The following is a 26,553-nucleotide window of genomic DNA, read 5'->3' on the forward strand; positions in this document are numbered from 1 at the left end:
CAAATAAATCTTCAACAAAGTTTTCCATGTCAATTTCCCCCTTTTTGTAGGTTTGCCCCAATAAAAAAAAGGATTGGGAAAGTAGATAAATCAAAATTAATCCACCTTTTCTCATCTTTTATGCAGTTGAATATTGGCAGCAAAATGATGGGTGTAGCCCAAAGCAGGATGTTGGGTCATAGCATAATCAACGTGTATTGACCTCCCTTGAAAACCAATTCCAAAAAATAAAAGTGATGAATGGGTATTGATACCTGTTCTGCTCCAAAACTTGTTGAATAAGTTGTATTCCAGTCCTATTTTTAAAATGGGGTCTAATAAGATATCCTTTTCTGCTTCCACTTGAAGGGAAACTTTTTCGGAAGGTTTATAAGCAATTCCCGCTTTTACTACAGTGGGCAGGTGGTCAGGAGAATTTTTACCATATGAAGCTCTGGTTGGATTGTAAATATGTGCCCCGAAAAAAAGCTCTGGACTAAGTTCCGCAATCCCTCCAAATTCCAATACTGCAGCTCGACCTGTTCCAAATCCTTCTATACTGGTTTGGAAATAATTGACCTTTAAACCTAAGCTGGCTATTCCCAACTGATTGGAAATACCTATTCCCAATTGCTGCTGTGAAAAATATTCAGAACCAAAACTTGATACACCAATTCCCCAACCCAGATTGTTGTTTTTGAAGGCAATGGCTGCTGCAAGTGTAGTCAATTCATCGAGATCCATTCTATGGTCATATCCAAAAGCTACCTGGGAATGATTGATACGACTCAATCCGCCAATATTATTAAAAATACTCCAAGCATCGGCAACTGTAGTATTGGCATTGGCAAAACCCATACTTCTGGCACCTTTGGGCAAAGTTTCGGTCCCCTGCCCAAAAATTGGATAGTCAATACCACACCAAAGCAATATAAAAAACAGCCATTTCATAAAAAATACTACAGTGCATGGCTAATTTAAGTCTTTTAAAAGGCTCTTTTGGACAAATAATCGGATATAAACGGATAATTTGGGTTAAATTAAAATGGTGCTCTAATATTGAGGAAAAATGCACCCTCATTTTGACTGTTAATGGAATATTCTACCCTGAAGACCATGTCATACAAGCTTACCAGGTCAAGTCCAAGGCCATACCCGAATAGGTACCTATTGGTCAATCTCAAGTTTTCTGGCACTTGATTTCTATCATTGACATAACCATGGTCAAAATTAGCACTTAGAAAAACGCGGAAAGGGATGTAGGCAAATTCATCTAAAGGCATATAATTGCCTATATCTAGACCTGTATCAAGGAGCTTGAATCTCAGACTGTTTTTATGAACAATGACCTGCTGCCCTTCAACCACATTGAGCTCATAACCTCTGATAAAGTAGGGATTGTAGCCTATACCTCTTACCAAGGTAAAAGGCTGCTGCTGACCAAAGAAATAATTGAAGGATAAACCTGTAACCACATGAAATTTATTGCTGAGCCTTTTGTATTTGTTGGCATTCATGGTGAATTCTGTATCCTGTACATCATCACCTCCAAAAAGGCCATATCTGGTCAGTGCAAGATTCAATAACTGGCCTTCAGTAGCATAGGCAATATTGTCCCTGTTATCATGTCTGTAATTGTAACTTAATAGAAAATATTGTAAACGGTTATCACCATGGATGAAATAATTAGGGTTTTGGGTAAAAACATCCTCATTAATCCAAGTACTGGTGTAACCCAAAGTCACAAAATGAAAATTGTAAAAACTGCCCCGGTAAGTATATCTCAAAAAGGCAGAGGAATTCCTCCTCAAAACTTCTTCATTTTCATTGCGGTAAAAAATCTGTTTGTTATCAGCCGACCTTACAGGGATGGTTCTTTGGGTAAAATAAGTAAACTGGGCTGCCAGTCCGTGTTTTTGATTTTTGTCTATATAGGGTTTACTGTATCCTATCTCTGCTGACCTGACAAATCCAAATTGGCCACCAACTCTCAATTTTTCATTTCTTCCGCCTACATTGTTATGAATTAGCCTGCCACCATAATTCAACCTAGAAAGGTCACGGTTCTGGTTCGTCCACCATTCTGCTAAGTTTCTATCTGCTAAATTTAAAATAATATTGGGGATGATGTACCACCTTTCTGTAACTGCTACCAGCAGTTCTACCTGTTCAGGCCCTGTTATCAGTGGTGTGATTTCTACTGTATTGAAAAGTTGTAGGTTATATATTTTTTTTTGATCAGCTTCGATCATCTGTACCAGTTCTTCCCAATCATAAAAAATACCAGTGCTAAGGTCTATCTCCCGAAGAATAATATTTTTTCTGGTTTTTTCATTTCCAATAATATAAATATTGTTGATGACAACCTTATCAGGGGGTGCCATCGGAACTGAATCATCATCGACTTGTCCCCAACTTTTTTCAGCCAGTGAGCAAAGAATGAATGTGATCAGTATTAGGGCAGTATTTCTAACAATACCGTACAATATTTGAGTTTGGATTTTATTATTGAACTTTATTATAAATATTTATATTCTCAAATAAATGCTCCTCTTTATTGAAAACTTTCATTCGGAAAATAGCAATTCTACCAGTATTGTTTTATCAATATTTGATTTCACCCCTTTTCCCCGCTACATGCAGATATAGCCCAACATGTAGTCAGTATACAAAGGAAGCTATCTTAAAGCATGGAGTTATAAAAGGTGGCTGGCTGGCCATTAAGCGCATTTCCAGTTGTCACCCATGGGGTGGCCATGGACACGATCCTGTTCCTTAATTTTTAGCTGGTTTAAATCCTCTTTTCAAGGCCAAAATTACCAATATTGCACCTCCAATTACCAAAGGGATACTTAAGGCTTGGCCCATATTTAAGGTTAAGCTATCCTCAAATTCCACTTGGTTTTCTTTGAGAAACTCCCAAATAAAACGCATCCCAAATACTGAAATCAAGAACAGCCCCAGAAATAATCCGTCTGGAAGCCTGGACTTGTATTTCCACCACAGGAAATACAGCAATAGGAATATAACGAAATAGCTTGCTGCTTCATATATTTGAGTAGGATACCTTGCGACACCCCTTGTGAAGACTGTGGCAAGATAATGATCACCTCTGTCAGTTAAATTGTAATTGAGGGCAGACTCTGGGTTTTCTGCTAAGTATTTTTGAGAACTTCTGAATCTTGTCAAAACATACTTCACATCAGTTTCAATTGCTGTCCGTAAGTCGGCTTCACTGAAACCACCTTTCTCAATTCGAATATCAATATTAAGGGGAACAATGCCATTTCCAGCAAGCTCGGATGAACGGTCTTTCGGTTTGTAAGCATCTACCGAAAGCACCGGTATTCTCATGGTCTCCAGGATTTCTTCCGTATCTCTTGCAAATACAAAACCACTGTCACTTCCCGTTGGTTTTCCTCCAATTTCGGAATTCATCAGATTGCCGATTCTTATCAATGCTCCAGTCATGGCCACGACAATGACAATCCGGTCAACTACCCACAAATAACTTTGTGAAGGAATCTTTCTGGCATACAAGTAAAGTGCAATTAAAATTGCGATGGCTGCACCATGACTGGCCAAACCACCTTCCCAGACCTTTAATATATCTATGGGATTGCTGAGATACTTTTCTGGTTCATAAAAAAGAACATGTCCTAACCTTGCTCCGATTATGGTGGACAAAACCATATAGATGGTCAACCTGTCTACAAGTGTTTCATCTTCCCCTTCTTTTCTGTAAATGAAAAACATGATTTGCTGGGAAATTATAAAACCCATAGCAAATAGTAGACTATACCATCTTAATCTTTCAAAACTCGGGAAAACCGCCGGATTGGGGCTCCAAACTACATAGCTTAAAATAATATCTATCGTATTCATTTTATTTCCTTTTTCCAAAGGATGTGAAATTAGCCTTTTTTAATAAGTATCCAATTCTTTTAACTCTTCTTCGTAGGATCCTGATAAAATTGGGAACCTGTACCATGTTTTCGGATCCACATTAAACTCATCCAAGTGAAAGGATGGCGCCAGCCTTTCTCTTTTCCACTGGTTTCTTGACCAAAGCGTGAAAAATTTCCTGATATGATTTTTCAGTTCCTCTGAATGAATGTCCAATTCCTCTTTTAGAATAAGAAAGACATCTACAGGGGACCTTCTGTCTCTTATGGCCAATCGTTCAATTTCTACAATAATTGCATAAGGCATTAGATCTGATTCGTCAGTCTGTTGGTTTTCAAGTGGTCTTAATTCAGCAGTAGGCTGAAGCTTGTTAACCTGTGCTAGTCCCGGATAGGACAAATGAAATTCTGCCCATTTTAGCCATTGGATAATAAAATATTTATCTACTGCTGCGATAGGGGAGATGCTTCCGCTAGTGTCCCCGTCCATGGTGGTGTACCCTACATCACCCTCACTTCTATTGGAAGTGCTGAGTAAAAGTGCATTCTTAATATTGGCCAGCATCCAGATAATGGGTGACCTTGCCCTGGCCTGTATATTCTGAAGGGCCAGGTCATCTTCTTTCCAATTCAATTTTCTTCCAAGTGCAGTTTCTACTTTTTTGGTATAACTTTCCACTTCTTCTGCTATTTCCCAGTGCAGGAATTCCGCTCCAATGCTCTCCGCAAGAAGTTTGGCACTTTCGAAAGTGTCTTGAGATGAGTTATTGGATGCTTGATAAGCTGTGGTAAAAATCCGATATATTATTTCTTTTTCCGGTTTATCGCTTGCTGGCTTGAAATCAAGATTGATTTTTTCCAGGAAAGATTCCAATCCAAGTTCTGCAAGTCCTCTTTTGACCATCTCTGAAACCAAGATGGCAATAGTCGAGGAGTCTGCACCCCCACTAAGTGAAAGTACAAAACCTTTACTCCTGCTTTTCCTGAGGTAGTCAAAAAGTGCTAAGGAAGCGGCCTGTACAAATTCTTCATTTTTATTGGCTGAACTGAAAACTGGATATACAATCGTATTTTCCTTTTGATATTCAAAAAACTTTACCTGATAATCCTTAAAAGATAAGAGGGTGTTTTTCAGGATAACTTCTCCATCTCTTGCCACCATGATTTCTCCATCAAATATCATTCTGCCGGTTTCGTTTCCCAAAAGATTTACGTAAATATAGGTGACATCAAATAAGGTGGAACTCTCTTTTACCAATTCCTCTCTTTCAAGCGTTTTTCCCATGGCAAAATGGCTTGCGCTGGGGTTGAAAATTATATCTACTTTCCTTTCTTTTAATCGATAACCTGGTCTTATTGGCCCCCTCCAGGCATCCTCACAGATTTCAAAACCGTATTTTATCCCATTTTTGTCAAAAACAAGATCTCCTAAGGGAATTTGAGTCCCAAAAAAATCAAAAGAAATTACTTGGCCATGTTCCCAAGGAGTAAACCATCTGAATTCATAATGTACCCCGTCAATTGCAAGATATTGTTTGGCCACAAAAGCTTTGAGTTCGGAATTTTCTATAATTGCCATGCAATTGTAGACTTTTTCCTGAACCCTTACCGGAATACCAACAGCAACAGTTATATCTTGGCAATGGGGGATGATTTTTGCCAACTGTTTTATTGCTTTCTGAGGATACCAGTAGCTTAAGAAAAGATCTTCAGAACCATAACCTGTTATACAAAGTTCTGGAAGACAAAGGAAATCCGCGCCATTTTTCTTGGCTTCATCAATACACGCAAGTATTCTGGAAAGATTCCCAGTCCAATCGAGTGGTGTTTGATTGACAGTAGCACAGGAAATTTGAAGTGTGGACATATGTTATCTTAAAGCATCAAAACACTAAATTTAATCGCAGTGTTCTAAGTTTCTAAATTAAGTTTTTCACAGGCATTTTTAGAAGCATCCTGTTCTGCTTTCTTTTTTGTTGACCCTTTTCCTTCGGCAAGTGCTTCTCCATCCACAGTAATCTGAACAAGAAATTCCTTGAACCTTTGGTTTCCTGAAACTGAAATTGTTTTGAAGTCTACATTCTTATTTTCTTTCTGGGACCATTCGATGATTTTACTCTTGAAATTTGATGTAGTGGTGATGATACCATCAACATCGAAATGGATAATAATCCTTTTTAGAATAAATTTTTTGCAAAAATAATAACCTCTGTCCAAGTATACTGCTCCTAGCAGTGCTTCCAGCGTATCGCCAAAAATGGATTTATGGGCATTTAGATTTTTCCCTTTAAACTCTCTTTCTATAACTTTTGAAAGCCCTATTTTGATAGCTATTTGGTTCAAAGCTTCCCTGTTTACCATTCTTGATCTGGTCTCTGTAAGGAAGCCCTCATCCCTATACGGGAATTTGATAAATAAAAATTCTGCAACTACAGCTCCTAAGATAGCATCTCCCAAATACTCCAATCGTTCATTTGAAATTTTTAGGCCATTGATGGATTCATCAGCTATCGATGCATGTTTTATGGCGAGTTTATAGAGTGATAAATTAAAAGGCTTACTTCCTACCATGTGTTTAATGGCGGCAGCAAGCCTTTTTTCTGATTGGTTGTAAAATACGGACTGTATCCTCAGTAATCTGGAAAGTCTCAATTTACTCGCTCATTTTTTTGAAAATGACAGAGGCATTATGTCCGCCAAATCCAAAAGTATTACTTAATGCAGCATTTATTTCCCTTTTCTGGGCTTTATTGAAAGTCAGATTCAACCTGCTGTCAAACTCCTCGTCATCTGTAAAGTGATTGATGGTAGGTGGAATAAGACTGTTGTTGATCGCCAAAATAGATGCGATTGCTTCAATGGCACCGGCTGCACCTAAAAGATGTCCTGTCATTGATTTTGTACTGCTTATGTTCATATGATAAGCATGCTCTCCAAATACTTTTTGAATGGCCCTGATCTCACTGATATCTCCCAAAGGAGTTGATGTGCCATGTACATTGATGTAGCCAATATCCTCTGGCTTCATCCCTGCATCTTCAAGTGCATTTAGCATTACATTGCCAGCCCCTTCTCCGTCGGGATGTGGGGCTGTAAGGTGATAAGCATCAGCGGACATTCCGCCGCCTACCATTTCAGCATATATTTTTGCCCCTCTGGCTTTGGCATGCTCGTATTCTTCTAGAATCAAGCAACCTGCCCCTTCTCCAAGAACAAATCCATCTCTTTCTTTATCAAAAGGTCTGGATGCTGTTTGAGGAGAATCGTTTCTTTGAGATAATGCCTTCAAGGCATTGAATCCGCCGACACCTGCTTCAGTCACTGTAGCTTCTGTACCTCCGGTTACGAAAACGTCCGCTTTGCCAAGTCTGATGTAATTAAATGCATCAATGATGGCATTGGTTCCAGAAGCACAAGCAGATACGGTTACAAAATTTGGACCTTTGAATCCATATTTTATTGAAATGAAACCTGCGCAGATATCTGCGATCATTTTTGGGATAAAAAAAGGATTGAACCTTGGCGTTCCATCTCCTCTGGCGAAGTCAGTAACTTCATCCTGAAAAGAGCGCAATCCTCCAATGCCTGAACCCATGATTACCCCGATTCTATTGAGATTGGACTTTTCCAAATCTAATCCAGAATCAATTATAGCCTGATCGGAGGCAATTAAACCCATCTGGGTGAAAAGATCCATTTTCCTGGCCTCTTTTCTCTCGATAAACTGTTCAACGTCCAAGCCCTTGACTTCACAGGCAAACTGGGTTTTGAATTTCGTGGCGTCGAATCTAGTAATAGGCGCAGCGCCGCTCACCCCATTTACCAAACCGGTCCAGTAATCCTCTACGGTATTGCCAATGGGTGTAAGGGCACCTAGGCCTGTTACTACAACTCTTCTTAAATTCATAAATGAATTTTAAGTGATTATTTATTTTACGTTAGCCTCCAGGTAGCTGATAGCCTGACCAACAGTGCCGATTTGCTCAGCTTGATCATCTGGAATAGAGATGTTGAATTCTTTTTCGAATTCCATGATGAGCTCTACTGTATCCAGAGAGTCAGCACCAAGATCATTAGTGAAGCTAGCCTCAGGAGTAACTTCAGATTCTTCTACGCCTAATTTATCAACGATAATGGCTTTTACTTTTTGTGCAATTTCAGACATTTTTTGATCAGTTTAAATTAAAACACTCCGCAAAGAAATATATTAAATGCCTTTTTGCCAAAAAAATGTCTCAACTAAATTCAAGATATGCCCTTTAGCGGTGTTACTTATAGGAATATTTCTAAATTTGTCTTTCAATAATTCTTCCTTTAGATGAAGAAAACCAAATTATTTGTTGAACATCAATATGATTTTGAACTCCTGGGACTGGTCTCTCCCGTTAAGGATTATAAAATGGCCTGGGTCATCAATCATTCCCTTGGACTAAGGCTGGTGAGAACAGATGATTTTGAACCAGAATTTATTAATCAGTCTCAATTGAAAATTTCCCAATACATGGAACAAAAGGAACATGGTTACATTCAATTGCTACAAAACAGGTCGTTTAAGGAAAACGCTCAGACGCGTTACCTCATTCCCGAATTGCGTGTCGTTGACTACTTTCTGCTGTTACAGGACCTCACCTTTCAATTGGATTTAAATATGTATATTGAGCGCCTATCTGAGGTAAGATATATTCAGAATATTGTCAAACTTGATGTTTCCAAATTGAAATCAAAAGAAAATCTTCTAACCTATTAATCCCAATTAATCAATGAGTATTGCACTTTACAACAAAACAAAAATTTTAGCAACAATAGGCCCCGCCTCCAACAATTATGATACTTTAAACAGTTTGGCAAATGCCGGAGCCAATGTATTTAGGCTTAATTTTTCTCATGGGAATCATGAAGGCCATGCAGAAGTAATCAAAATGATCAGGCAGATAAACAAAGAAACTGGTTTGAATATCGGGATTCTCCAAGATTTGCAAGGCCCAAAAATCAGGGTAGGCGAAATGGAAAATGGAGGAGTTGAGATTCAACCTGGACAGAAAATCACCATTACCAATGAGCCTGTGATAGGTACAGCAGAATTGGTGAGCACTGTTTATAAAAATCTTCCCAATGATGTACAGGGAGGAGACAGGATATTGATAGATGATGGAAATATAGAACTTGCAGTTAATAATACGGATGGAAAAAATGTCCGATGTGTTGTAATCCATGGGGGTATTTTGAAATCCAGAAAAGGAATTAATCTTCCCAATACCAAAGTATCTGCCCCTTCCTTGACTGAAAAAGACCTTAAAGACCTTGAATTTGGGCTTGAAAATGATGTGGATTGGATAGCCCTGTCCTTTGTCAGATCAGAAGATGATATCAAAGATCTCAGGGAGAGGATTGAGAAAGCAGGAAGAGATTGTAAAATCGTAGCCAAAATAGAAAAGCCTGAAGCCCTGAAAAATATTGATGCCATCATAGAAGCTACCGATGCCATCATGGTTGCCCGAGGGGACCTGGGGGTTGAAGTGCCAATGGAAACAGTACCCTTGTGGCAAAAACAGATGGTTACCAAATGTAAGTTGGCAAGCAAACCTGTCATTATTGCCACTCAAATGCTTGAAAGTATGACTTCACATCCAAGACCTACACGGGCAGAGACCAATGATGTCGCCACTGCGGTTTTGGATGGAGCTGATGCGGTGATGCTTTCAGCAGAAACTGCCTCTGGACAATTCCCGGTTACCTCCGTAAAAGCTATGAGCAGTATTATCAGTTACATTGAAAATAATCATGATGTTTTCCATCATCTTTATAAGATTCCAGAAGATGACCCCAACTTTTATAGCAAAAATCTAACATTGATGGCGGCAAGGCTTTCCAGGAATGTTAAAGCAAAAGCACTGATAGGCATAACGAGCTCTGGAATGACTGCATTGAGACTGGCTTCATTTAGGCCTTTAGCCAATCTTTTGGTATTTACCAGAAATAAAAAACTCATTACCCAAATGAGTTTGATTTGGGGAGTAAGGGCATATCATTATGAAAGCAATATCTCTACAGATGCTACATTTATGGACATACAAAATCAACTGAAAAAAGATGGGTATGTCAAAACAGGAGATTTCATCATCAATACGGCAAGTATGCCGCTTAAAGCAAAGGGTAAAACCAATATGCTGAAAATTCATCAAGTGGAATAGATAGAAAAGTTACCCCTTAGGAAAAGCCAGATGTCAATTTGGCTTTTCCTTTTTTTCAGTTCAGCATATTCACCCTACGGTTTAGCCCTAAAATCATTCATTTCACGGGATTTATGATATCCTTTTTTACAGACGACAGTTTATAATGCGTAACTAAAAACTGATCAACTATGAAAAGAATGATGAATTTACTCCTTGCAGGAGCTTTGTTTTTTGCAGTACTGAGCTGTAATGACGATCCGCAACCCCAAATGCCTGCACCTACTTTGGTTGAAGCGGCCAGTGCAGCTGGTTTGACCACCTTGCTTTCAGCAGTAGAAGCTGTCCCTGGCTTGGCTCCTGCACTGCTTAATGCAGAAGCCATCACGGTATTTGCTCCCACCAACGAGGCATTCGCAGCGGCATTAGCAGCATTCGGTGCTTCCAGCCTTCCTGAATTGGTAGATGCTATAGGAGGCCCTGAGAATTTGGAAACAGTTCTCGGTTTTCACGTAGTTCCTACTGTAGCTTTTTCAAGTAGCCTGAATGCAACCAATACTGTTCCTACGCTATCAGGGCAGTCTTTGACCGTAAACCGTTCCGGAAACACGGTAACAGTAGTTGATGCTGCTGGCAATACAGCCACAGTAATTGCTGCAGACGTTGAAATTCAAAATGGTGTAGTTCATGTGATTGACAGGGTTCTATTGCCTGAAATAGAGATTCCTGATGCTCCAGCACCAAATTTGGTAGAAGCTGCTCAAGCAGCTGATTTAACTACTTTATTGGCGGCAGTGACTGCGGTAGATGGCTTAGCAGATGCACTTTTAGCAGCGGATGCAATTACTGTATTCGCACCCACAAATGATGCTTTTGGAGCAGCATTAGAGGCCTTCAATGCAGCTAACTTGGATCAGCTAGTAGCAAGAATTGGTGGTTTGGAGAACCTTGAAACTGTTTTAGGTTTTCATGTAGTCCCCGCAGTAGCTTTCTCAGGTGATTTAGCAGCCACTAATACATTCCCAACATTGGGTGGTCAGGAAATTACTGTAACACGTAATGATAGTGGTGTTACGGTAACTGATGCACTGGGTAACACAGCCACGGTAGTAGCAGCAGATGTCGCGATTGAAAATGGTGTGGTTCATGTCATTGATGGTGTTTTATTACCTGAATTGACCATCCCAAATGTAGTTGAAGCTGCCACAGCTGCAGATTTGACAGTGCTTTTGGATGCGGTAACGGCTGCTGATTTAGGACAGGCATTGCTTGATGCTGAAGCTATTACAGTTTTTGCACCTACCAATGATGCTTTTGCCGATCTATTGGGAGCTTTAGAACTTAATTCTTTGGAAGCCTTGATTGAAACACTGGGTGCAGAAGCAGTGACTAAAGTACTTCAATTCCATGTTGTTCCTGCAGTCGCATTTTCCTTTGATCTGGAAGATGGCCCCCAGACTGTTCCGACTCTAGCAGGTGAAAACTTAACGGTAACACGTACTGCTGATGGTGTAACAGTAACAGATGCTGCTGGAAATACTTTTAACGTAGTCGCTGCTGATGTAGCCATTGCTAATGGAGTTGTCCATGTCATAGATGGTGTACTATTGCCGACTCTTGATTGAAACTAATACTATCCAAAAACCCAGGAGATTAATCTCCTGGGTTTGTTTTATTTTGGCGTATCTTTCAAAAAAATACAGATTTCTCTTCCTATGTTCAATCACAAATTCAGGTTTGGATTCCCTGGGATTCTAGCCATATATTCCTTTTTCAATATCCTTTTATTGGATGGTGATAGGCTATATCAGGTTGAGCTTCCATTGGATGCTGCCTTTATTTTGATTGCGTTTATATGCTACGCTGTTTGGTTTTCCAATGCCTGGATTGAAAAAAAATTAGTTAATCTTTTTAATAAAATCCATCCTTTGATTCTTCAATTTGGGTTTAGCCTTATTGCAGTTACACTGATCAGTTTGTTGGCTGTCTCAGTGACCGGTGCCGTATTGGGTGGACCTTTTTCCTATTCTTCTCAAAATTTTCTCTTGACAAGTGCCTTTGGATTCCGGATCAATTTATTTCTCAACACATTGAATGCTATATTTTTCTTTTTCAAAAAGTTTAAGTTAAAAGAAATTGAGACAGAAAGGCTCAAAACATTGAATGCAAATGCTAAGTTGAAAACCATTAACAATCAGATCAATCCTCACTTTTTCTTTAATAATCTGAGTGCATTGTCCAATTTGATGCATCAGGACATCGCAATGGCAGATCGGTATTTGCTCAAACTTTCTAATATTTACAGGTATATTTTAAAAAATAACGCCCTGGAATTAATCCCAATAGAAGAAGAATTGGATTTCCTTGATGACTATATAGATCTTTTGTCTATGAGATTTCAGGATGCATTGCTTTTCAAAAAAGAAATCGATCAAAATTTATTAAACCGTAGTATCCCCCCAGCTGTACTGCAGCTGTTGGTTGAGAACGTGGTAAAACATAATTTTTTTACCGCCAAAGATCCCATGGAAGTTTTGATAAAAGTTGAGGATGAAAAGTGTGTAATTAAAAACAAAATGCAGCTTAGAGAGGATAAAAGTTATTCCTCCGGCATAGGACTTCAAAACATTATAGACCGTTATAAGTTCTTAGGTAGGGAAATAGAAGTCAGCAAACTAACTGACCACTTTCAGGTAACTTTACCTTTGATTCAAGATGATAAAAATTCTGATAGTAGAAGACGAGCCGTTAACATTTCAAAGAATTAAAAACCTTGTAGAAGAACTAAGGCCGGATTGGGAGATTTTAATGCATGTTGAGACGGTAAAAGAGCTAAATAAAGCTTTATTGGATGATTTGGACTTCGACCTCTTGCTTTGTGACATCCATCTGGCAGATGGATTGAGTTTTTCAGCCTTGAAGGACAAATCAATTTATCAACCTATTATTTTTATTACTGCCTTTGATCAATATGCCCTGAGTTCATTTGATCATAATTGTGTAGATTATGTTTTAAAACCTATTGATAAGGAAAGATTAGAGAAGGCTTTCCAAAAAACCGAAAAGTTTATTTCTAAGGAATCAAAGGTGTCTTTATCACAGGGATTTATTGATCAGCTTATCCAGGATTATTCTCCTAGAAAGTACAAAAAACGTTTTTTAGCCAAATCTGGCAATAAATTAAAATTTGTTTCTTCAGAGGATATTGCTTGTTTTTATATTGAAAATGGACTTACTTACCTAGAAGAAAGCAATTCAAATAGGAAATATATTGTTGACTTTTCTTTGAATGAATTGGAAAGTGCTTTGCTCGATCCAATGACTTTTTATAGGATTAATCGCTCTATGATTATTAATATTGAACATTTGATTGAAATGAAACCCTATTTGAACGGAAGGCTGTTATTGAATATGTGTCTGAATGGACAGCGTGAAATTATTGTGGCAAGAGAACGAGTAAACGAATTCAAAAATTGGATCAATCAATAATTATGAAAGGTGTTTTTATAATCATGGTTTTCCTGGGGATCACCTACCAGGCAATGGGACAAGTCTTCATACCTGAAGTACAGGATACTGTCCAAAGATCAATTGTTGTTTTGGAAAAGCGCGTTTTTGAAATAGAAAACAACCTTTACCAATCCCAAAAGCAACTAAAAACAGGAATATTCATTGCAACGGTAGGATACACCGTGACAATAATTGGAGGTCAGTTACTTGGAACCCAGCCCACTTTAGGGGAGACTTTACTGTATGTCGGTGGGGGTATAGGAATTGCCGGAACAATTGTTTTGGTCAAAGGATTTAATAAAATAAGTCTAGGGCCACCAAGGAAGGTTTATTGATCTGGACCTTTTGGACTAACCATGATCACACTTTCTTTGTCCACCATTACACTGCCTGGGGCTGAGCCTTTAATCTTCCTTACAAATTTGGAGGGTGTATAAATGACAGGAGCAAGCCTTTCATTTTTATGTTTCGAGTAATAGGCCGCAAGCTCAGCAGCCCTTTCAATCACAGTTTTTGGAAAATTATTTCCAGATCTGAATTTAAGGAGAACATGGGATCCGGAAACATCTTTTGCATGCAGCCAAAGGTCCTCTTTCCAAGCAAATCGCCTCAACATTTCGTCATTGGCTTTCGCTGATTTTCCAACCAAAATATCGAAACCTTCAACTTCAAATTTTTTGAAAGGGACCTGTTCTTCTTTTTCTTTTTGTCTATGGGCCAATTGACTCGTTTTGACAAATTCTTTAAGCTGACGAAAATTTTGAATATTCACTAAATCAATCAAGAGCCCCTCTGTTTCTGTCAACAGCTTTTCCTTGTCTTCTACGTTTTCTTCCAGCTGGTCAATTTCCCTTTTTCTGTTTTTTGATTTTCTGTAAAGGTTTTCGGCAAATTTTTGTGGACTTAAGCCACGCTTTATTTCAAAACGCTCTTCCTTCTGAGTATAAAAATTAAATAATACAGTTTGTTCTGTTCCAGCTGGAATAGCATGCAGATTGGCCATAATTACATCTGCAATTTGAGAAGGGGGACTTTCAGTTTTCAACGCTAACAGCCTTCCTTTGGTTTTTTGGAGATAGGCTTGTGTTCTTTTTTTCTGGTCTTCAAGATTTTTGATCCAAAAGTTTTTTTCTTTTTCAAAAGCCTGAATGACCACTTTATAGCGGAATATTTCATTGCATGCCGCAATTGGATCGTTGGATTCAAAAATAGCTTGCTGAGTAGGCAGAAGGGAAAGAAAATAATCATGAGATGACTTGATGATGTAATAATGCGGACTCTGAAGCATATCCATTAGTTCTTTCATTAACTCCCAGCGCTGGTGCAGATCTGCCTCTAAATAGCCTTTGTCTTTCAACCACTCTCTTGGAATTTTGCCAAGGGTCGGAAGGAATTTGGAGGCGTTTCCTTCCAATCTTGAAAATTCTTCAAAGTCAGTTGAGAGCGCTCTGTCAATTTCTCCAATAGCAAGTTTTCTGTCGTCTTTTAATTCATTTCGGAATAAAATGGCAGGAGTAACAGCATCTCTTGGAAAAAAAAGAACATTGCTTCTGGTGCCATGTAATTTAAAAACCAAGCAATCTCCGGACGAGAAGTTGACCCTGAATGCCCTTTCATTTAGAAATGTTTGGATACTGAATATCTTCTGACCGATGATTTCAGGAAACAGTGCCACTGTATTTTTTTTACTTCTCTTAAAATCAGTAGGAAAAGCAATACAGGAAATAACGGGAAGCAGATTCGCCCTGATATAACATTGTTCATCAATATGGGAACAGCCAATGACCAATTCGTCCTTGTTTTGAGAAAAACAGGTCACAACCTCCATGCCCTTGAATTTTTTATCAAGCTCGGGGCATAAGAATTTAAGAAAATGGAAATTGAAATGCATCAGGAAATATCAATCTTCAGTCCATCAAAAGCAAGTCTGACATGCTCTGGTAGTATTGCTTCTATGTCCCTATGATTCCCTAATTTGTGACTGATATGTGTGAAATATGCTTTTTCCGGTTGTATAACTTTTACCATTTCCAAGGCCTCATCCAATGTGAGGTGCGAAATGTGATGGGTTTTTTGTAAAGCATTCAACACCAGCGTTTTTGTACCTTTTATTTTTTCAATCTCTTCTTTTTCAATGTATTTGGCATCCGTGATATAAGTAAAATCTTTGATTCTAAAACCAAACACAGGGAGCCTGTAGTGCATTACCTGCACAGGTATGATCGGGATATCTTCGGCAAAGAAGGGCGCGTTAATGATTTCATGTGGAATTACTGAAGGCACTCCGGGATATTTTACTTCTTCGAAAATGTATGCAAACTCTTTCTTGATCTGATTGAGAACTTTTTTTGTTCCATAAATTGGCATGTCTTTTTTTTGGGAAAAGTTAAAAGGACGAATATCATCCAATCCAGCAGTATGATCCTTGTGTTCGTGAGTAAACAACACGGCATCCAATTGGTGTATCTTCTCCCTCAGCATTTGGCTACGGAAATCCGGGCCGGTATCCACTACTATGCTTTTTCCATTTACCTGAATATGAATGGCACTCCTGGTTCTCTTATCTCTGAAATCCAGGGAACTGCATACCGGACAATCACAGCCTATTACCGGCACCCCCTGAGATGTTCCTGTACCTAAAAATGTTACTTTCAAAGCTTAAGTTCTGTTTGCTGAAGTTCAGTAATTAAATCCTGTAATTTTTTCTCTTTAAAGTTTTTTGAATTGAATTCCAATTCCTTGATGATATCGATTAATGTATTGATTTTCCCTTCCAAAGTGTAGTATTTATTGATTATAACGACTTTGTTTTCTTTTAAAATACAATACCCAGATTTGAAATTTCCCTTTTCATACCGTAAAATATACTCTGAAGCGGCAAAAATGTTTTCAAGCTTATCAAGGAAGTTTTTAGTATACTTAATACCCATAGGAATGGATTTTAGGAAAGGTGTTTTTTAACAGTAGCCAATAAGTGGTCATAATCCAATGGCTTTTGGACATAATCATTTAGGCCTGCTTTTTTAAAGTCATCCATTGTATAATTTTTATAATTACCTGTTATGGCAACAATGGGAATGCTTGCCTTTTTTTGGTCTTCCAATGCACGTATAGCTTTAGTACACTCAATTCCATCCATTAAAGGCATATTTATATCCATAAGAATAAGATCAAAATCTTCCTTGGACAGTTTTTCTAATACCTGCTTTCCATTTTTGACAGCGGTGATTTGATAATTCTCAAACATCAAGACATTTTTGGTTAGATTGATAATAACTGAGCTGTCTTCAGCTACCAACACTTTTCTCACTTTGGTCATGGATTAAGGAATTCTGATGATTGACAAAGATTTTTAAACTGAACAAATAAGCTTTTCAAATATAGATAATCTTTTAAAGTATTGTTAAAGTTGCCTGATTTTATGTCTTGTTCAAACTTCTGAGTGAAATTATACATGGACATCGCGCCGAGCGTTCCTGAATTTCCTTTAATGATATGAAGTTTGGTCCCAATTTCAGGAAAATCTCCATATTTGATCAGGTATTCTACTTGATCTAAGAGTTTTTCAGTCTCCTCAATAAAATCGTTGTATACCAAACGGATATTTTCTTTTGAATTGAATTTCAATAATTTGATCAAAACTGATCGGTCCATTACTTCATTGGTACCCTTGCTCTGATTAGCTTGTTCTGATCCGGGTAACATTAATCTGTGCAAGGATTCTAAAAGTTGTTTAGGTTTAACGGGCTTAGAAATAAATTCATCAAAACCAGCAGAAAGAAAATAATCTCTGTCCTGAATTTCGGCAAATGCTGAAACTGCCACAATAGGTGCCTTGGTTAATTTTTCCTGTTTTATAATTTTCAAGGTATTGATGCCGTCAAGTTGTGGCATTTGTATATCCAACAAAACCAGATCGTAATGGTTCTCCTTTATTTTTTGAAGCACAGCGTAACCGTTTTCTGCTATATCGTACGCGTAGATTTGGCCAATGATGTTTTGAAAAACTCTTCTATTCAGTGCATTATCATCAGCTATCAGTACCTTTTTGTTTTTCATCAGGTTTTATTGATAATTTTGGCAATCGATTCAACGTTTTGCCAATCCATTTTGCATAAAAGTAATAAATATCTTGTTGTTGTGCTTGGTCCTACTGCTGTGGGAAAAACAGCCTTGTGCCTAAAATTAGCCAAAAAATTTGAGACTGAAATTATATCAGCAGATAGCAGGCAATTTTACCGGGAAACAGAAATAGGTACAGCCAAACCATCATTTGATGAGCTTCAGGAGGTCAAACATCATTTTGTCGGACATAAGTCAATTTGGGAAAACTATGATGTTAAAACTTTTGAAAACGACACCCTTTCTCTGCTTGAAAGTATTTTTAAAAAAAAGGATTTGGTGATTTTGACCGGAGGATCGGGTCTCTTCATTGATGTAGTTTGCAGTGGCTTGGATGAAATTCCGGATGTTGATCCGCTTATCAGAAAAGAACTAATTGAAAGCTTTGAAAAAAATGGTATCGAATCCCTTCAAAAAGAATTGGAGTCGTTTGATCCTGAATATTTCAAAATTGTAGATTTGAACAATCCGCAAAGATTGATGCGGGCCCTTGAGGTTTGCAGGGGTACTGGTAAAGCCTATAGCTCATTCAGAAAAAAAACCAAAAAGGAAAGGCCTTTTGAAATAATCAAGATTGGATTGTATAGAGAAAGGGAGGAACTCTACAAGATGATAGATCTCAGAATGGACATTATGATCGAACAGGGACTTTTTGCGGAGGCCTCTCAATTGTTTGAATACCACCACTTAAATGCCTTACATACAGTTGGTTATACGGAGATTTTTGGATATTTGAAAGGGGAATATAACAAGGAGGAGGCTGTAAGATTGTTGAAAAGGAACTCAAGAAGGTATGCCAAGAGACAGATGACCTGGTTTCGGAAAGATCCCGAAGTCAGCTGGTTTCAGCCCAATCAGGAAAATGAAATCATCAAGCATGTTAGTCAGCGAATCAAACCCATTGAATAGCAAAAATTCAGAAAGGTTGATGTCCCATGATTTTTGCAACAAAACTATATGGTTTTCTCGCGATGAGTTGGTTGTATTGCGATTTGATCAATTTTATCTGTTGATAGGGCTTCCTTACTTTTTGATGAAATTCCTCTTCTTGACTTTCTGTAATGCTAATTTTGGCAAGTTGGAATTTTTCTGAAAGTTTTTGGGTATCGGAAGGCATCTCATTAATACTGATATCGGTCAAGGTCTTGATACCTTCGGACATTAGCAATTGAAGCTCCTGAATTTGAGACTTTTTGGATTTGAGAGAATTATGAACGGCCATTATAAATAAAATAATGGCCGCAGACATAGTCAAAATTATAGGTATGAACCCCATGTTCTATATGCTTAATATTTCAATTAATTTCAAATGATCTTCTTTGAGATGCTTTGGTTTACTGATACAATCTTTGAATGCAGTATACACTACTTCACCATTGACTACTCCCGCCATGCAGTTAGATTCGCCTTTGATCAGACCTTCAACTGCGGCCATTCCACACCTGGAAGCCAAAACCCTATCTCTGGCAGTCGGGTTTCCTCCCCTTTGAATATGACCCAAAGTGGTTACTTTGAATTCTTTTTCTGGATCAGCAACCTTTTCCTTTACCTTTTGCATGATATCATTAGCTCCTCCTTCTTCATCACCCTCAGCTACAACAATGATCGAAGAACTTTTGGTTTTACGAAGATTTTTTAGGGATTTGACGACACTTCTCAAATCTGTTTCCGTTTCAGGGATCATGACAAATTCCGCACCTCCCCCAATGCCACATTCCAATGCAATATAGCCAGAATCTCTGCCCATTACTTCTATAAAGAAAATGCGATCATGGGCAGCGGCGGTATCCCGTATCTTATCAATGGCCTCTAAAGCAGTGTTTACAGCTGTATCAAAGCCAATGGTATAGTCTGTACCAAAAATATCATTATCAATAGTTCCGGGACATCCAATGGTTGGTATTCCAAATTCTTCGTAGAATACTTTGGCACCTGTAAAAGTCCCATCTCCCCCAATCGCCACTATGCCTTCAATTCCTAATTTTTGAAGCTGATCAAAAGCTTTTTTTCGTCCTTCGGGTGTTCTGAATTCATCACTTCTTGCAGATTTCAATATTGTCCCACCTCTTTGGATGATATTACTCACAGAGTGGGATTGCATTTTCTTAATATTCCCATTGATCATGCCATCATAACCATAGGAAATACCATATACTTCAATACCTTTAAAAATTGCGGTCCTTACGACCGCCCTGATACATGCATTCATTCCTGGAGAATCTCCGCCAGAAGTAAAAACTGCTATTTTCTTCATGGATCAATAGGTTTGTTATGGCGTAAAAATACTCAAAAAGACATCTAAAAATAAGAAACCTATAAATCTTTTAAATGTTATAAAATTACAAGCATTCACAAAAAAGTATTGGCCATCCTTTTTCTCCAAATCCTAAATGGCAGGATGGCCAATAAGTATTTAGGTACTGGCAGCTACTTTGTCTCCCAATAGGGCCACATTATCCACCAAGATTTCAGTAATAAATTTTTTCACCCCATCCTTATCTGTATAACTCCTGTTGGTCAACTTGCCATCTACAGCTATTTCAGATCCTTTATCCGTATATTTTTCGATAATTTCTGCTGATTTTCCCCAGGCAACCAACAAATGCCAAGTGGTTTCTTCCACTTTTTCTCCTTTTTGGTTTTTGTAATAATCGTTTGTGGCCAGACTTAATGAGGCTTTGATTTTCCCGTCATCAAACCTTTTAATTTCTGCTTTGGCACCCAATCTCCCGATCAGCGTGACCCTGTTTCTAATACTGCTCATTGAATGATTGTTTTTAGTTAAAAGATATTTTTAAAAAGCTGATTAAAAATGCAGCTGAGTCAAAGATCAAAAAAAGTCTATAAAACAATTTTAAAATATTCGGATATATTCGATTATAATCGATTAATCCTCAATTAAGACAGTTAAAAGAAAATACATATTCTTACTGAAAAATATTCTTTAGCTTATAACCTGAAATCAAATCAATAACTATATCATGCAAAAAATCAATATTTCCATTCTCATTTTCTTTTGTTTGTTATTCCCTGCATTGGCACAGGAGAAAGAAAGAGATAAACCTATTCCTAAAGCAGAAGTGTTCACTTCTAATCAATCTGTAAGGATCAATGGAGTCACGCATAACCTTAAAACCAGAGCGGGAACGATGTTGCTTAAAGATGAAAATAATGAACCCATCGCCCTTCATGGATTTACGGCCTATTTTAAAGAAGACGGACCATCCAAAAGGCCGATAATATTTTCTTTCAATGGTGGACCAGGTTCCTCATCCTATTGGCTGCATATGGGAGTGATGGGTCCCAAAAGAATTGTAGTGAACGATCCAGGATATACTAAGGCGGCTCCTTATGAACTGGTCAACAATGAGTATTCCATATTGGATGTCGCAGATGTAGTCATGATGGACCCAATAGGTACAGGGCTTAGTATGCCTGTAGGCAAATCTGAAGGAAAGGACTTTTGGGGAGTTGACCAAGATATCAGGGCGATAAGTCTATTCATCATGCAATTCCTGAAGGAGTATGACAGATTACAATCTCCAAAGTACCTTCTGGGAGAAAGTTATGGTACCATGAGAAATGCAGGGGTAATGAAGTACCTCTTGGACAAAGGTTATGCCATGAATGGCGTGGTAATGGTTTCTGCCGTTTTCGATATCCGGTCCCTGGCATTCCCAGTACAGGAAAGTACCTCTTATTTGGTACATTTTCCTACCTATGCAACTACAGCCTGGTATCATGACAAATTGCCCAACAAGAATCCCGACCTCGAAGCTTTTGTAGATGAGGTCAGAAAATTTACAGAAGAGGAGTATTTGCCAGCCTTGTTTAAAGGTGGAAGACTTTCTGCTACAGATAAAAAACAAATCGCTCAAAAGATGGAAAAATATGCTGGAGTTTCGGCAAATATCTGGGAGAGATCGAACTTAAGGATGACTGCAAGAGAGTTTTTTAATGAATTAATGAGAGAAGAAGGAATGACTGTTGGCAGACTTGATTCCAGGTTTATTGGAATTAACCCTTTTCCTCAAAATCAATTCGCTATCACTGACCCCCAGAGTGACGCCATTTCTCCAGCATATACAGCAGGCTTTCTGGATTATTTCCATAGAGATTTAGGTGTGAGCAAAGATTTAACTTATAAAACTTCAGCATATGCCGCACCTGGATTTAGGTGGGATTGGTCCCATAAAGGAAATGAGGGATGGGGAAGTATGATTTCTATCAATACTGCCATTGACATGGCAGATGCCATGAACAAAGATCCAAATGTCAAGGTCCTTATTATGAATGGTTATTACGACTTGGCAACTGTTTTCTATGGAGTAGAACATACCATAGATCAAATGAACTTAAGACCTGAAATTAGAGAGAATATTATCATGACCTATTATGAAGCTGGCCATATGATGTATACGCATATGCCTTCATTGATCAAGTTCAAAAAGGATTTGGCCGATTTTATTAATGATACGATGTAAAATCTTTATTTATCCTAAAGAAAAGGCTACACTACTGTAGCCTTTTTTGTTTTATAACATTTTGGTTTTCAAAATTTTAATTTAAATTGTACTGTAATTATGTAAAGAATTATGAAAAATTTTAAACACATATTTTTTGTGGTTGCTCTTTCAATGTTTTTTAATTTTCAGCATCTCTTTGCCCAATCACAAACTCAGTTTGAAGAAATTAATTCCATTTGGAATTCATTTATTGCATCTTGGGAAAAGCTGGATGCAAGTGCATGCGCTTCTTTTTATTGGGAGGATGCAGTGAATGTACCCCCTCAGTTACCGGAAAACTCAGGAAAATATGCCATTGAAGCTTTTTATAAAGATCTTTTTTCTCAGCATCAATCCAGTAAATATATCCATAAAACACATGATTTAGTGACCTATGATGACCATTTGATTGAAACGGGGGAATTTGTTGTAGACTGGCTGACTATAGATGGGAATCAATGGCAATATAAAGCCAGGACTATGGTTTATTGGAAAAAAAATACGGAGGGCTTTTGGAAAATAAAATATTTGATATTTAACGAAGCTCCTTAAATTTTATGAAAAGGATTTTGGGTTTATCGTTCTTTATAGCAATGTGCTTTGATACCTTTTCGCAAACACAAAAACTTGACAGCCTTCAGGCTATTATAAACCAGAACAAACAGGACTCCCTCCATGCCAAAGCACTTGTAAATCTGGGAATCACCTTAGAACGGTCGGATTTGAATCGATCTACTGAAAGCTACTGGGCTGTTTTAAAAATGAAAAATGACCCTGCTTTTGATAAATTCAAAACCAATGCAGCAATCCGATTGGCAGGGAATTATTCAGCAACAGGTAAGCTGGATTCTGTTGATTTTTATTTTGATAAAGCCGAAGCCCTGCTACAATCCAATCTTAATGACCAGAAACTGGCCTATGGGCTTTACAATGGGAAAGGGGTCCATTACAACAGGATCGGAAAATATGATGTTGCACTATCCAATTATCAAAAAGCCATATCACTGGACCATCAAACCATTGGACAAGATAATGTAGCAGGGCTGCATATCAATTTGGCCAATGTATACAGTAGTTTGAATGACCAGAACTCCAGAATGCAATCCGCTTACAAAGCTTTGGAGATTTTTGAAAAAACCCAAAACAAAACAGGCTTGTCTTTCGCTTACAATTTATTGGGAAATATATATTATCATTTAAAAAATTATAATGAATCAGAAAAGAAATTCCTACAATCATTAGAGTATAGGAAGCTCTTGGGGGACAAAAGAGGGGAGGCAGTGGTGATTGGGAATTTGGGCAATATCTATTCGGATATGGGTTCTTTTGAGGAAGCCATTTCTTATTTTTCAAAAGCCAAAGAGATAAATGAATCATTGGGTTTGAATAATCAGGTTGGGGAAAATCTGATCAATTTAGGCAAGAATTATGAAAAGATGGGTGATTATGAATCCTCCTTATCACATTTTCAAGAAGCTCAAAATGTGTTCGAAATAGCGGGGATCAAAACTTATGAAGCCGTTATTCTTGCTGATATGGGTAAAGTTCAAAGATTGCTCTCCAAAGACAAAGAAGCTTATAACAGCTTATTGGCCGCTTCTAAAATTTCTTCAAATGAAAAGGACTACGGGAATGCCGTGACGGCTTATAAAAATCTCAAAGAATACTACCAGGAAAAAGGTGAATATCGGCAAGCATTGGAAGCCCAATCCAAAGAATATGCTTATCGGGACTCCATTGGAATCAGTGCATTGCAGGCACAGCTCAAGGAACTGGAATCAAAGTATGCGCTTGATCTGAAAGAAAATGAAATCAGCCTGCTAAAGACAGAAAAAGAACTGGATAGGGTAGAACTGGACAGGCGAAAAGCGAACCAAAACCTGATTCTTGCTGTCTTTATCTTTTTGATTTTACTGGCAGGTATTTTGGTCAACAAATACCGGATTGTGGGGCGAACCAAGAGACTTTTGGAAGTGGAAAAACTGCGAAATTCCATAGCACGGGACCTTCATGATGACTTGGGAAGTACCCTCTCCAGTATCCACATTCTTTCTCAGATGGCATTGCAAAAAGAGGATCAGGCTAGCAAAAACCTTTTTTCAAAAATCAATACCCAAACAGCTTCTATGATGGATAAGCTAAGTGATATTGTATGGTCAATACATCCCAATAATGATAATTTGGATCAATTACTTAGCAAAATGCAGGAGTTTGCAGCAGAGATCTTAGAACCCAAAGGCATTACTTACCAATTTGATGTAGGAGATGGTGCAGAATATATTAAACTCGATTTGGAGAAAAGAAGAAACCTTTTCTTGATTTTTAAAGAGGCCTTAAACAATGCCGCGAAGTACGCAGACAGTAAACACCTTGAAATCAAACTAAAGGTGGAAGACCACAAGCTCAATTTGTTGATCAAAGACGATGGTAAGGGCTTCGATCTTCAACAAACAAAAAAAGGCAATGGCCTTTTCAATATGCAGCAAAGAGCGAGTATGATGGGAGGCAGTATGACTATCGAAAGCTATCCACAGATGGGCACCTCCATTCAACTTCGTGCTCCTATCACATGATTGTGGTATTTCCTAACGTATTGATTTTTATGATATTTATGTCAATTGAAATACAATAGAAATAAGGTAGAAATAATGTTGAAATATGCTTCGCGAAATAAAGATGAAAGATGCTTCGCGAAATACGGTTGAAATATAGTGTCCTTATAAATATTGAAATAAATTTCGCTTTTGGAATATTTCAATGTATTTCATTACCCTTGGCTGCGGAAGGCTAAGGGATATTTCTCTGAAAGCTTATTTCAAAATATTTCACCGCAGTTATATTTCTATTTATTTCAAGAAGAGTAATTAGCCATAAATACAGTCCCATTGAAAACCAAGAGTATGTCCATTAAGGTTTTATTATACGAAGACAATGATCTTCTCCGTGAAAGCATCAGCAGCATGGTGTTGTTGAAGGATGGGATGGAATTGTTGGGGGCTTATTCAAATGCCAATAATGTGGAGGAGGAGGTGAGGACATTTCGGCCTGATCTGATATTGATGGATATAGAGATGCCAGGAAGGACGGGGATAGAAGCTACTACTTTGGTAAAGAAGTTGGTTCCGGAGACTTATATACTGATATTGACGGTATTTGATGATTCTGATAATGTACTGAACGCAATCAAAGCAGGTGCTTCAGGATATTTGCTTAAAAAGTACATTGCCAATCGACTTTTTTCAGCTGTTGAGGAAATAATGGAGGGAGGCGCGCCCATGTCACCTGCCGTGGCTAAATTAGTGATTCAGTCCATGCAAAAGCCACAGCAATCTGTAAATTATGGTTTGACAGATCGGGAAAAGGACGTTTTGGTCTCTCTGAGTAAAGGCAATAGTTTCAAATTGATAGCAGCAGATTGCAAAATCAGCATCGATACGGTAAGAACACATATCAAACATATTTATGAAAAACTTCAAGTTCATTCGCAAACCGAAGCCGTTTCTAAGGCGATTAATGAAGGGTTGGTTTAAAAACCTTTGAGTCCGCCGCGGCGGACTCGAAGGTTGAAGAGTAGCAGGCGTTTGAGATTGATTAAAAAAAGATATGAGTTGATACTCTTAGATAACTTGTCCCGGGTATCGGGATTAGGGTATTGGTTGAGACCTGCCAGGTTTTGAAAACCTGCCAGGTCTGGAATATAGAACTGGAGGATATTCATGGATATTAGTTGATATCTTTGATATTGCTTAACGTGCCATATCATGAACAATATCAATCAGTATCCCAATATCCATGAATATCTTTCCTCAAACCCCAGTCTTGTTTCTAAATAGAAGCTTTTACAATGATCAAATTTAAATTATTCGAACCCCATCCACTTTTGGCAACTTTTGTCCAAAGTATTTTTGTGGTGGATCATGTTCTTGATCCTGGCGAAGGGGTAATTGTGGGCCAGTATCCACCAACACCTCAGCATTGTATTTTTTTATACATCAAAGAAAAATTCAAAGCCAAAAAAGTCAATGAATCTGAATATAGGATAAGGTCAAAGGCTGTGGTGGTAGGGCCGCAGGTAACCAGAATGGAATTGACGGTGAGCCATGATTACACAGTTGCTGTTGTTGGTTTCCGGCCAGGAGGTCTTTTTAGATTGCTTGGTATTCCCATGGAAGAAATTTTTGATGATGGTTTTGATGGCTTTGAATTGATGGGTAATGATATCAATGATTTGGTAGAGCGTTGTGCTCAAGTCGAATCATTTGATACAACATGTGAATTCATAGAGAATTACTTGCTTGGGAAATTGAGTAGAGTCAAAGAACTGTTGCCAATCGATGGAGCCCTAAATGAAATGATTCAGTA

28 protein-coding genes are annotated in these 26,553 nt (G+C 38.1%); 13 read left to right on the plus strand and 15 right to left on the minus strand.

Translation table 11 applies throughout. The features are described 5' to 3' along the window. Window positions 1-111: 111 nt before the first annotated feature. Both QZT73_RS14360 and QZT73_RS14365 read right to left on the minus strand, forming a co-directional pair. A complete protein-coding gene (locus QZT73_RS14360) occupies window positions 112-930 on the minus strand; it encodes a hypothetical protein (RefSeq protein ID WP_291782896.1) in 819 nt (272 codons plus the stop codon). 89 nt (window positions 931-1,019) lie between these two features. Next, a complete protein-coding gene (locus tag QZT73_RS14365) occupies window positions 1,020-2,465 on the minus strand; it encodes a BamA/TamA family outer membrane protein (RefSeq protein WP_291788859.1) in 1,446 nt (481 codons plus the stop codon). Between the two features lie 71 nt (window positions 2,466-2,536). Between QZT73_RS14365 and yidD the strand changes: the two genes are divergently transcribed. Beyond that, the gene (yidD, locus tag QZT73_RS14370) at window positions 2,537-2,758 is read left to right on the plus strand and encodes a membrane protein insertion efficiency factor YidD (protein ID WP_291788861.1); all 222 of its coding nucleotides are present in this window, start codon (window positions 2,537-2,539) and stop codon (window positions 2,756-2,758) included. Here the strand turns inward: yidD and QZT73_RS14375 are convergent. The 5 genes from QZT73_RS14375 to QZT73_RS14395 are packed head-to-tail and all read right to left on the minus strand — an operon-like array spanning window position 2,755 to window position 8,049. Beyond that, window positions 2,755-3,864 (minus strand): prolipoprotein diacylglyceryl transferase, encoded by a 1,110-nt coding sequence (locus QZT73_RS14375; RefSeq protein ID WP_291788863.1) that lies wholly within the window; start codon window positions 3,862-3,864, stop codon window positions 2,755-2,757. The genes yidD and QZT73_RS14375 overlap by 4 nt on opposite strands. 39 nt (window positions 3,865-3,903) lie before the next feature. Further along, window positions 3,904-5,751 (minus strand): NAD(+) synthase, encoded by a 1,848-nt coding sequence (gene nadE, locus QZT73_RS14380; protein ID WP_291788865.1) that lies wholly within the window; start codon window positions 5,749-5,751, stop codon window positions 3,904-3,906. A gap of 44 nt (window positions 5,752-5,795) precedes the next feature. Beyond that, entirely contained in the window at window positions 5,796-6,536 is a 741-nt protein-coding gene (rnc, locus tag QZT73_RS14385; RefSeq protein ID WP_291782179.1) for a ribonuclease III, read from the minus strand. Between the two features lies 1 nt (window position 6,537). Further along, window positions 6,538-7,791, minus strand: a complete 1,254-nt coding sequence (fabF, locus tag QZT73_RS14390; protein ID WP_291782182.1) for a beta-ketoacyl-ACP synthase II — start codon at window positions 7,789-7,791, stop codon at window positions 6,538-6,540. Between the two features lie 21 nt (window positions 7,792-7,812). Beyond that, window positions 7,813-8,049: an acyl carrier protein gene (locus QZT73_RS14395; protein WP_008629501.1), complete on the minus strand. Its 237-nt coding sequence runs from the start codon at window positions 8,047-8,049 to the stop codon at window positions 7,813-7,815. Window positions 8,050-8,202: 153 nt separating this feature from the next. On the opposite strand from QZT73_RS14395, the gene QZT73_RS14400 reads away from it, so the two are divergent. From QZT73_RS14400 to QZT73_RS14425, 6 genes are all read left to right on the plus strand, one after another. After that, complete coding sequence (locus QZT73_RS14400; protein WP_291782218.1) at window positions 8,203-8,631, plus strand: IPExxxVDY family protein; 429 nt, start codon at window positions 8,203-8,205, stop codon at window positions 8,629-8,631. A 13-nt stretch (window positions 8,632-8,644) separates the two neighbouring features. Further along, window positions 8,645-10,075 (plus strand): pyruvate kinase, encoded by a 1,431-nt coding sequence (gene pyk, locus QZT73_RS14405; protein WP_291782220.1) that lies wholly within the window; start codon window positions 8,645-8,647, stop codon window positions 10,073-10,075. 179 nt (window positions 10,076-10,254) lie between these two features. Then, window positions 10,255-11,679: a fasciclin domain-containing protein gene (locus tag QZT73_RS14410; RefSeq protein WP_291788867.1), complete on the plus strand. Its 1,425-nt coding sequence runs from the start codon at window positions 10,255-10,257 to the stop codon at window positions 11,677-11,679. A gap of 90 nt (window positions 11,680-11,769) precedes the next feature. After that, complete coding sequence (locus QZT73_RS14415) at window positions 11,770-12,822, plus strand: histidine kinase (protein ID WP_291782225.1); 1,053 nt, start codon at window positions 11,770-11,772, stop codon at window positions 12,820-12,822. Then, window positions 12,770-13,543, plus strand: coding sequence for a LytTR family DNA-binding domain-containing protein (locus QZT73_RS14420; protein ID WP_291782228.1), 774 nt, complete (start codon window positions 12,770-12,772; stop codon window positions 13,541-13,543). Before QZT73_RS14415 ends, QZT73_RS14420 begins: the two co-directional genes overlap by 53 nt. A 2-nt stretch (window positions 13,544-13,545) precedes the next feature. Further along, a complete protein-coding gene (locus tag QZT73_RS14425; RefSeq protein ID WP_291788869.1) occupies window positions 13,546-13,899 on the plus strand; it encodes a hypothetical protein in 354 nt (117 codons plus the stop codon). Here the strand turns inward: QZT73_RS14425 and QZT73_RS14430 are convergent. From QZT73_RS14430 to QZT73_RS14450, 5 genes are all read right to left on the minus strand, one after another. Next, complete coding sequence (locus QZT73_RS14430; RefSeq protein ID WP_363331097.1) at window positions 13,893-15,392, minus strand: NFACT RNA binding domain-containing protein; 1,500 nt, start codon at window positions 15,390-15,392, stop codon at window positions 13,893-13,895. The genes QZT73_RS14425 and QZT73_RS14430 overlap by 7 nt on opposite strands. 62 nt (window positions 15,393-15,454) lie before the next feature. After that, window positions 15,455-16,219, minus strand: a complete 765-nt coding sequence (locus tag QZT73_RS14435) for an MBL fold metallo-hydrolase (RefSeq protein WP_291782236.1) — start codon at window positions 16,217-16,219, stop codon at window positions 15,455-15,457. Continuing rightward, on the minus strand, window positions 16,216-16,494 hold the full coding sequence (locus QZT73_RS14440) for a hypothetical protein (RefSeq protein ID WP_291782238.1): 279 nt from the start codon (window positions 16,492-16,494) through the stop codon (window positions 16,216-16,218). Before QZT73_RS14440 ends, QZT73_RS14435 begins: the two co-directional genes overlap by 4 nt. Window positions 16,495-16,505: 11 nt before the next feature. Next, window positions 16,506-16,883: a response regulator gene (locus QZT73_RS14445; protein WP_291782241.1), complete on the minus strand. Its 378-nt coding sequence runs from the start codon at window positions 16,881-16,883 to the stop codon at window positions 16,506-16,508. Beyond that, window positions 16,880-17,623 carry a response regulator gene (locus QZT73_RS14450; protein WP_291788873.1) on the minus strand — a complete coding sequence of 248 codons (744 nt, stop codon included), beginning with the start codon at window positions 17,621-17,623 and terminating at the stop codon, window positions 16,880-16,882. Before QZT73_RS14450 ends, QZT73_RS14445 begins: the two co-directional genes overlap by 4 nt. Window positions 17,624-17,674: 51 nt before the next feature. On the opposite strand from QZT73_RS14450, the gene miaA reads away from it, so the two are divergent. Further along, the gene (miaA, locus tag QZT73_RS14455) at window positions 17,675-18,595 is read left to right on the plus strand and encodes a tRNA (adenosine(37)-N6)-dimethylallyltransferase MiaA (protein WP_291788876.1); all 921 of its coding nucleotides are present in this window, start codon (window positions 17,675-17,677) and stop codon (window positions 18,593-18,595) included. 7 nt (window positions 18,596-18,602) lie between these two features. Here miaA and QZT73_RS14460 read toward each other — a convergent pair whose 3' ends face one another. From QZT73_RS14460 to ssb, 3 genes are all read right to left on the minus strand, one after another. Continuing rightward, window positions 18,603-18,962 carry a hypothetical protein gene (locus QZT73_RS14460; RefSeq protein ID WP_291788878.1) on the minus strand — a complete coding sequence of 120 codons (360 nt, stop codon included), beginning with the start codon at window positions 18,960-18,962 and terminating at the stop codon, window positions 18,603-18,605. A gap of 3 nt (window positions 18,963-18,965) precedes the next feature. Next, a complete protein-coding gene (pfkA, locus tag QZT73_RS14465; RefSeq protein ID WP_291788880.1) occupies window positions 18,966-19,940 on the minus strand; it encodes a 6-phosphofructokinase in 975 nt (324 codons plus the stop codon). 159 nt (window positions 19,941-20,099) lie between these two features. Beyond that, window positions 20,100-20,450 carry a single-stranded DNA-binding protein gene (gene ssb, locus QZT73_RS14470; protein WP_291788881.1) on the minus strand — a complete coding sequence of 117 codons (351 nt, stop codon included), beginning with the start codon at window positions 20,448-20,450 and terminating at the stop codon, window positions 20,100-20,102. A 217-nt stretch (window positions 20,451-20,667) separates the two neighbouring features. Here ssb and QZT73_RS14475 point away from each other — a divergent pair, with 217 nt between their 5' ends. From QZT73_RS14475 to QZT73_RS14495, 5 genes are all read left to right on the plus strand, one after another. Then, complete coding sequence (locus QZT73_RS14475; RefSeq protein WP_291779594.1) at window positions 20,668-22,170, plus strand: carboxypeptidase; 1,503 nt, start codon at window positions 20,668-20,670, stop codon at window positions 22,168-22,170. Between the two features lie 111 nt (window positions 22,171-22,281). Then, a complete protein-coding gene (locus tag QZT73_RS14480; protein WP_291788883.1) occupies window positions 22,282-22,743 on the plus strand; it encodes a hypothetical protein in 462 nt (153 codons plus the stop codon). A gap of 5 nt (window positions 22,744-22,748) precedes the next feature. Beyond that, a complete protein-coding gene (locus tag QZT73_RS14485) occupies window positions 22,749-24,764 on the plus strand; it encodes a sensor histidine kinase (RefSeq protein ID WP_291788885.1) in 2,016 nt (671 codons plus the stop codon). Window positions 24,765-25,091: 327 nt separating this feature from the next. Then, entirely contained in the window at window positions 25,092-25,721 is a 630-nt protein-coding gene (locus QZT73_RS14490; RefSeq protein ID WP_291788887.1) for a response regulator transcription factor, read from the plus strand. A 314-nt stretch (window positions 25,722-26,035) separates the two neighbouring features. Further along, a partial coding sequence (locus QZT73_RS14495; RefSeq protein WP_363331098.1) for a DUF6597 domain-containing transcriptional factor occupies window positions 26,036-26,553 on the plus strand: 518 nt, incomplete at its 3' end.

Origin of the sequence: Cecembia sp., assembly GCF_007126775.1 — a bacterium.
Classification (GTDB): Bacteria; Bacteroidota; Bacteroidia; order Cytophagales; family Cyclobacteriaceae; genus Cecembia.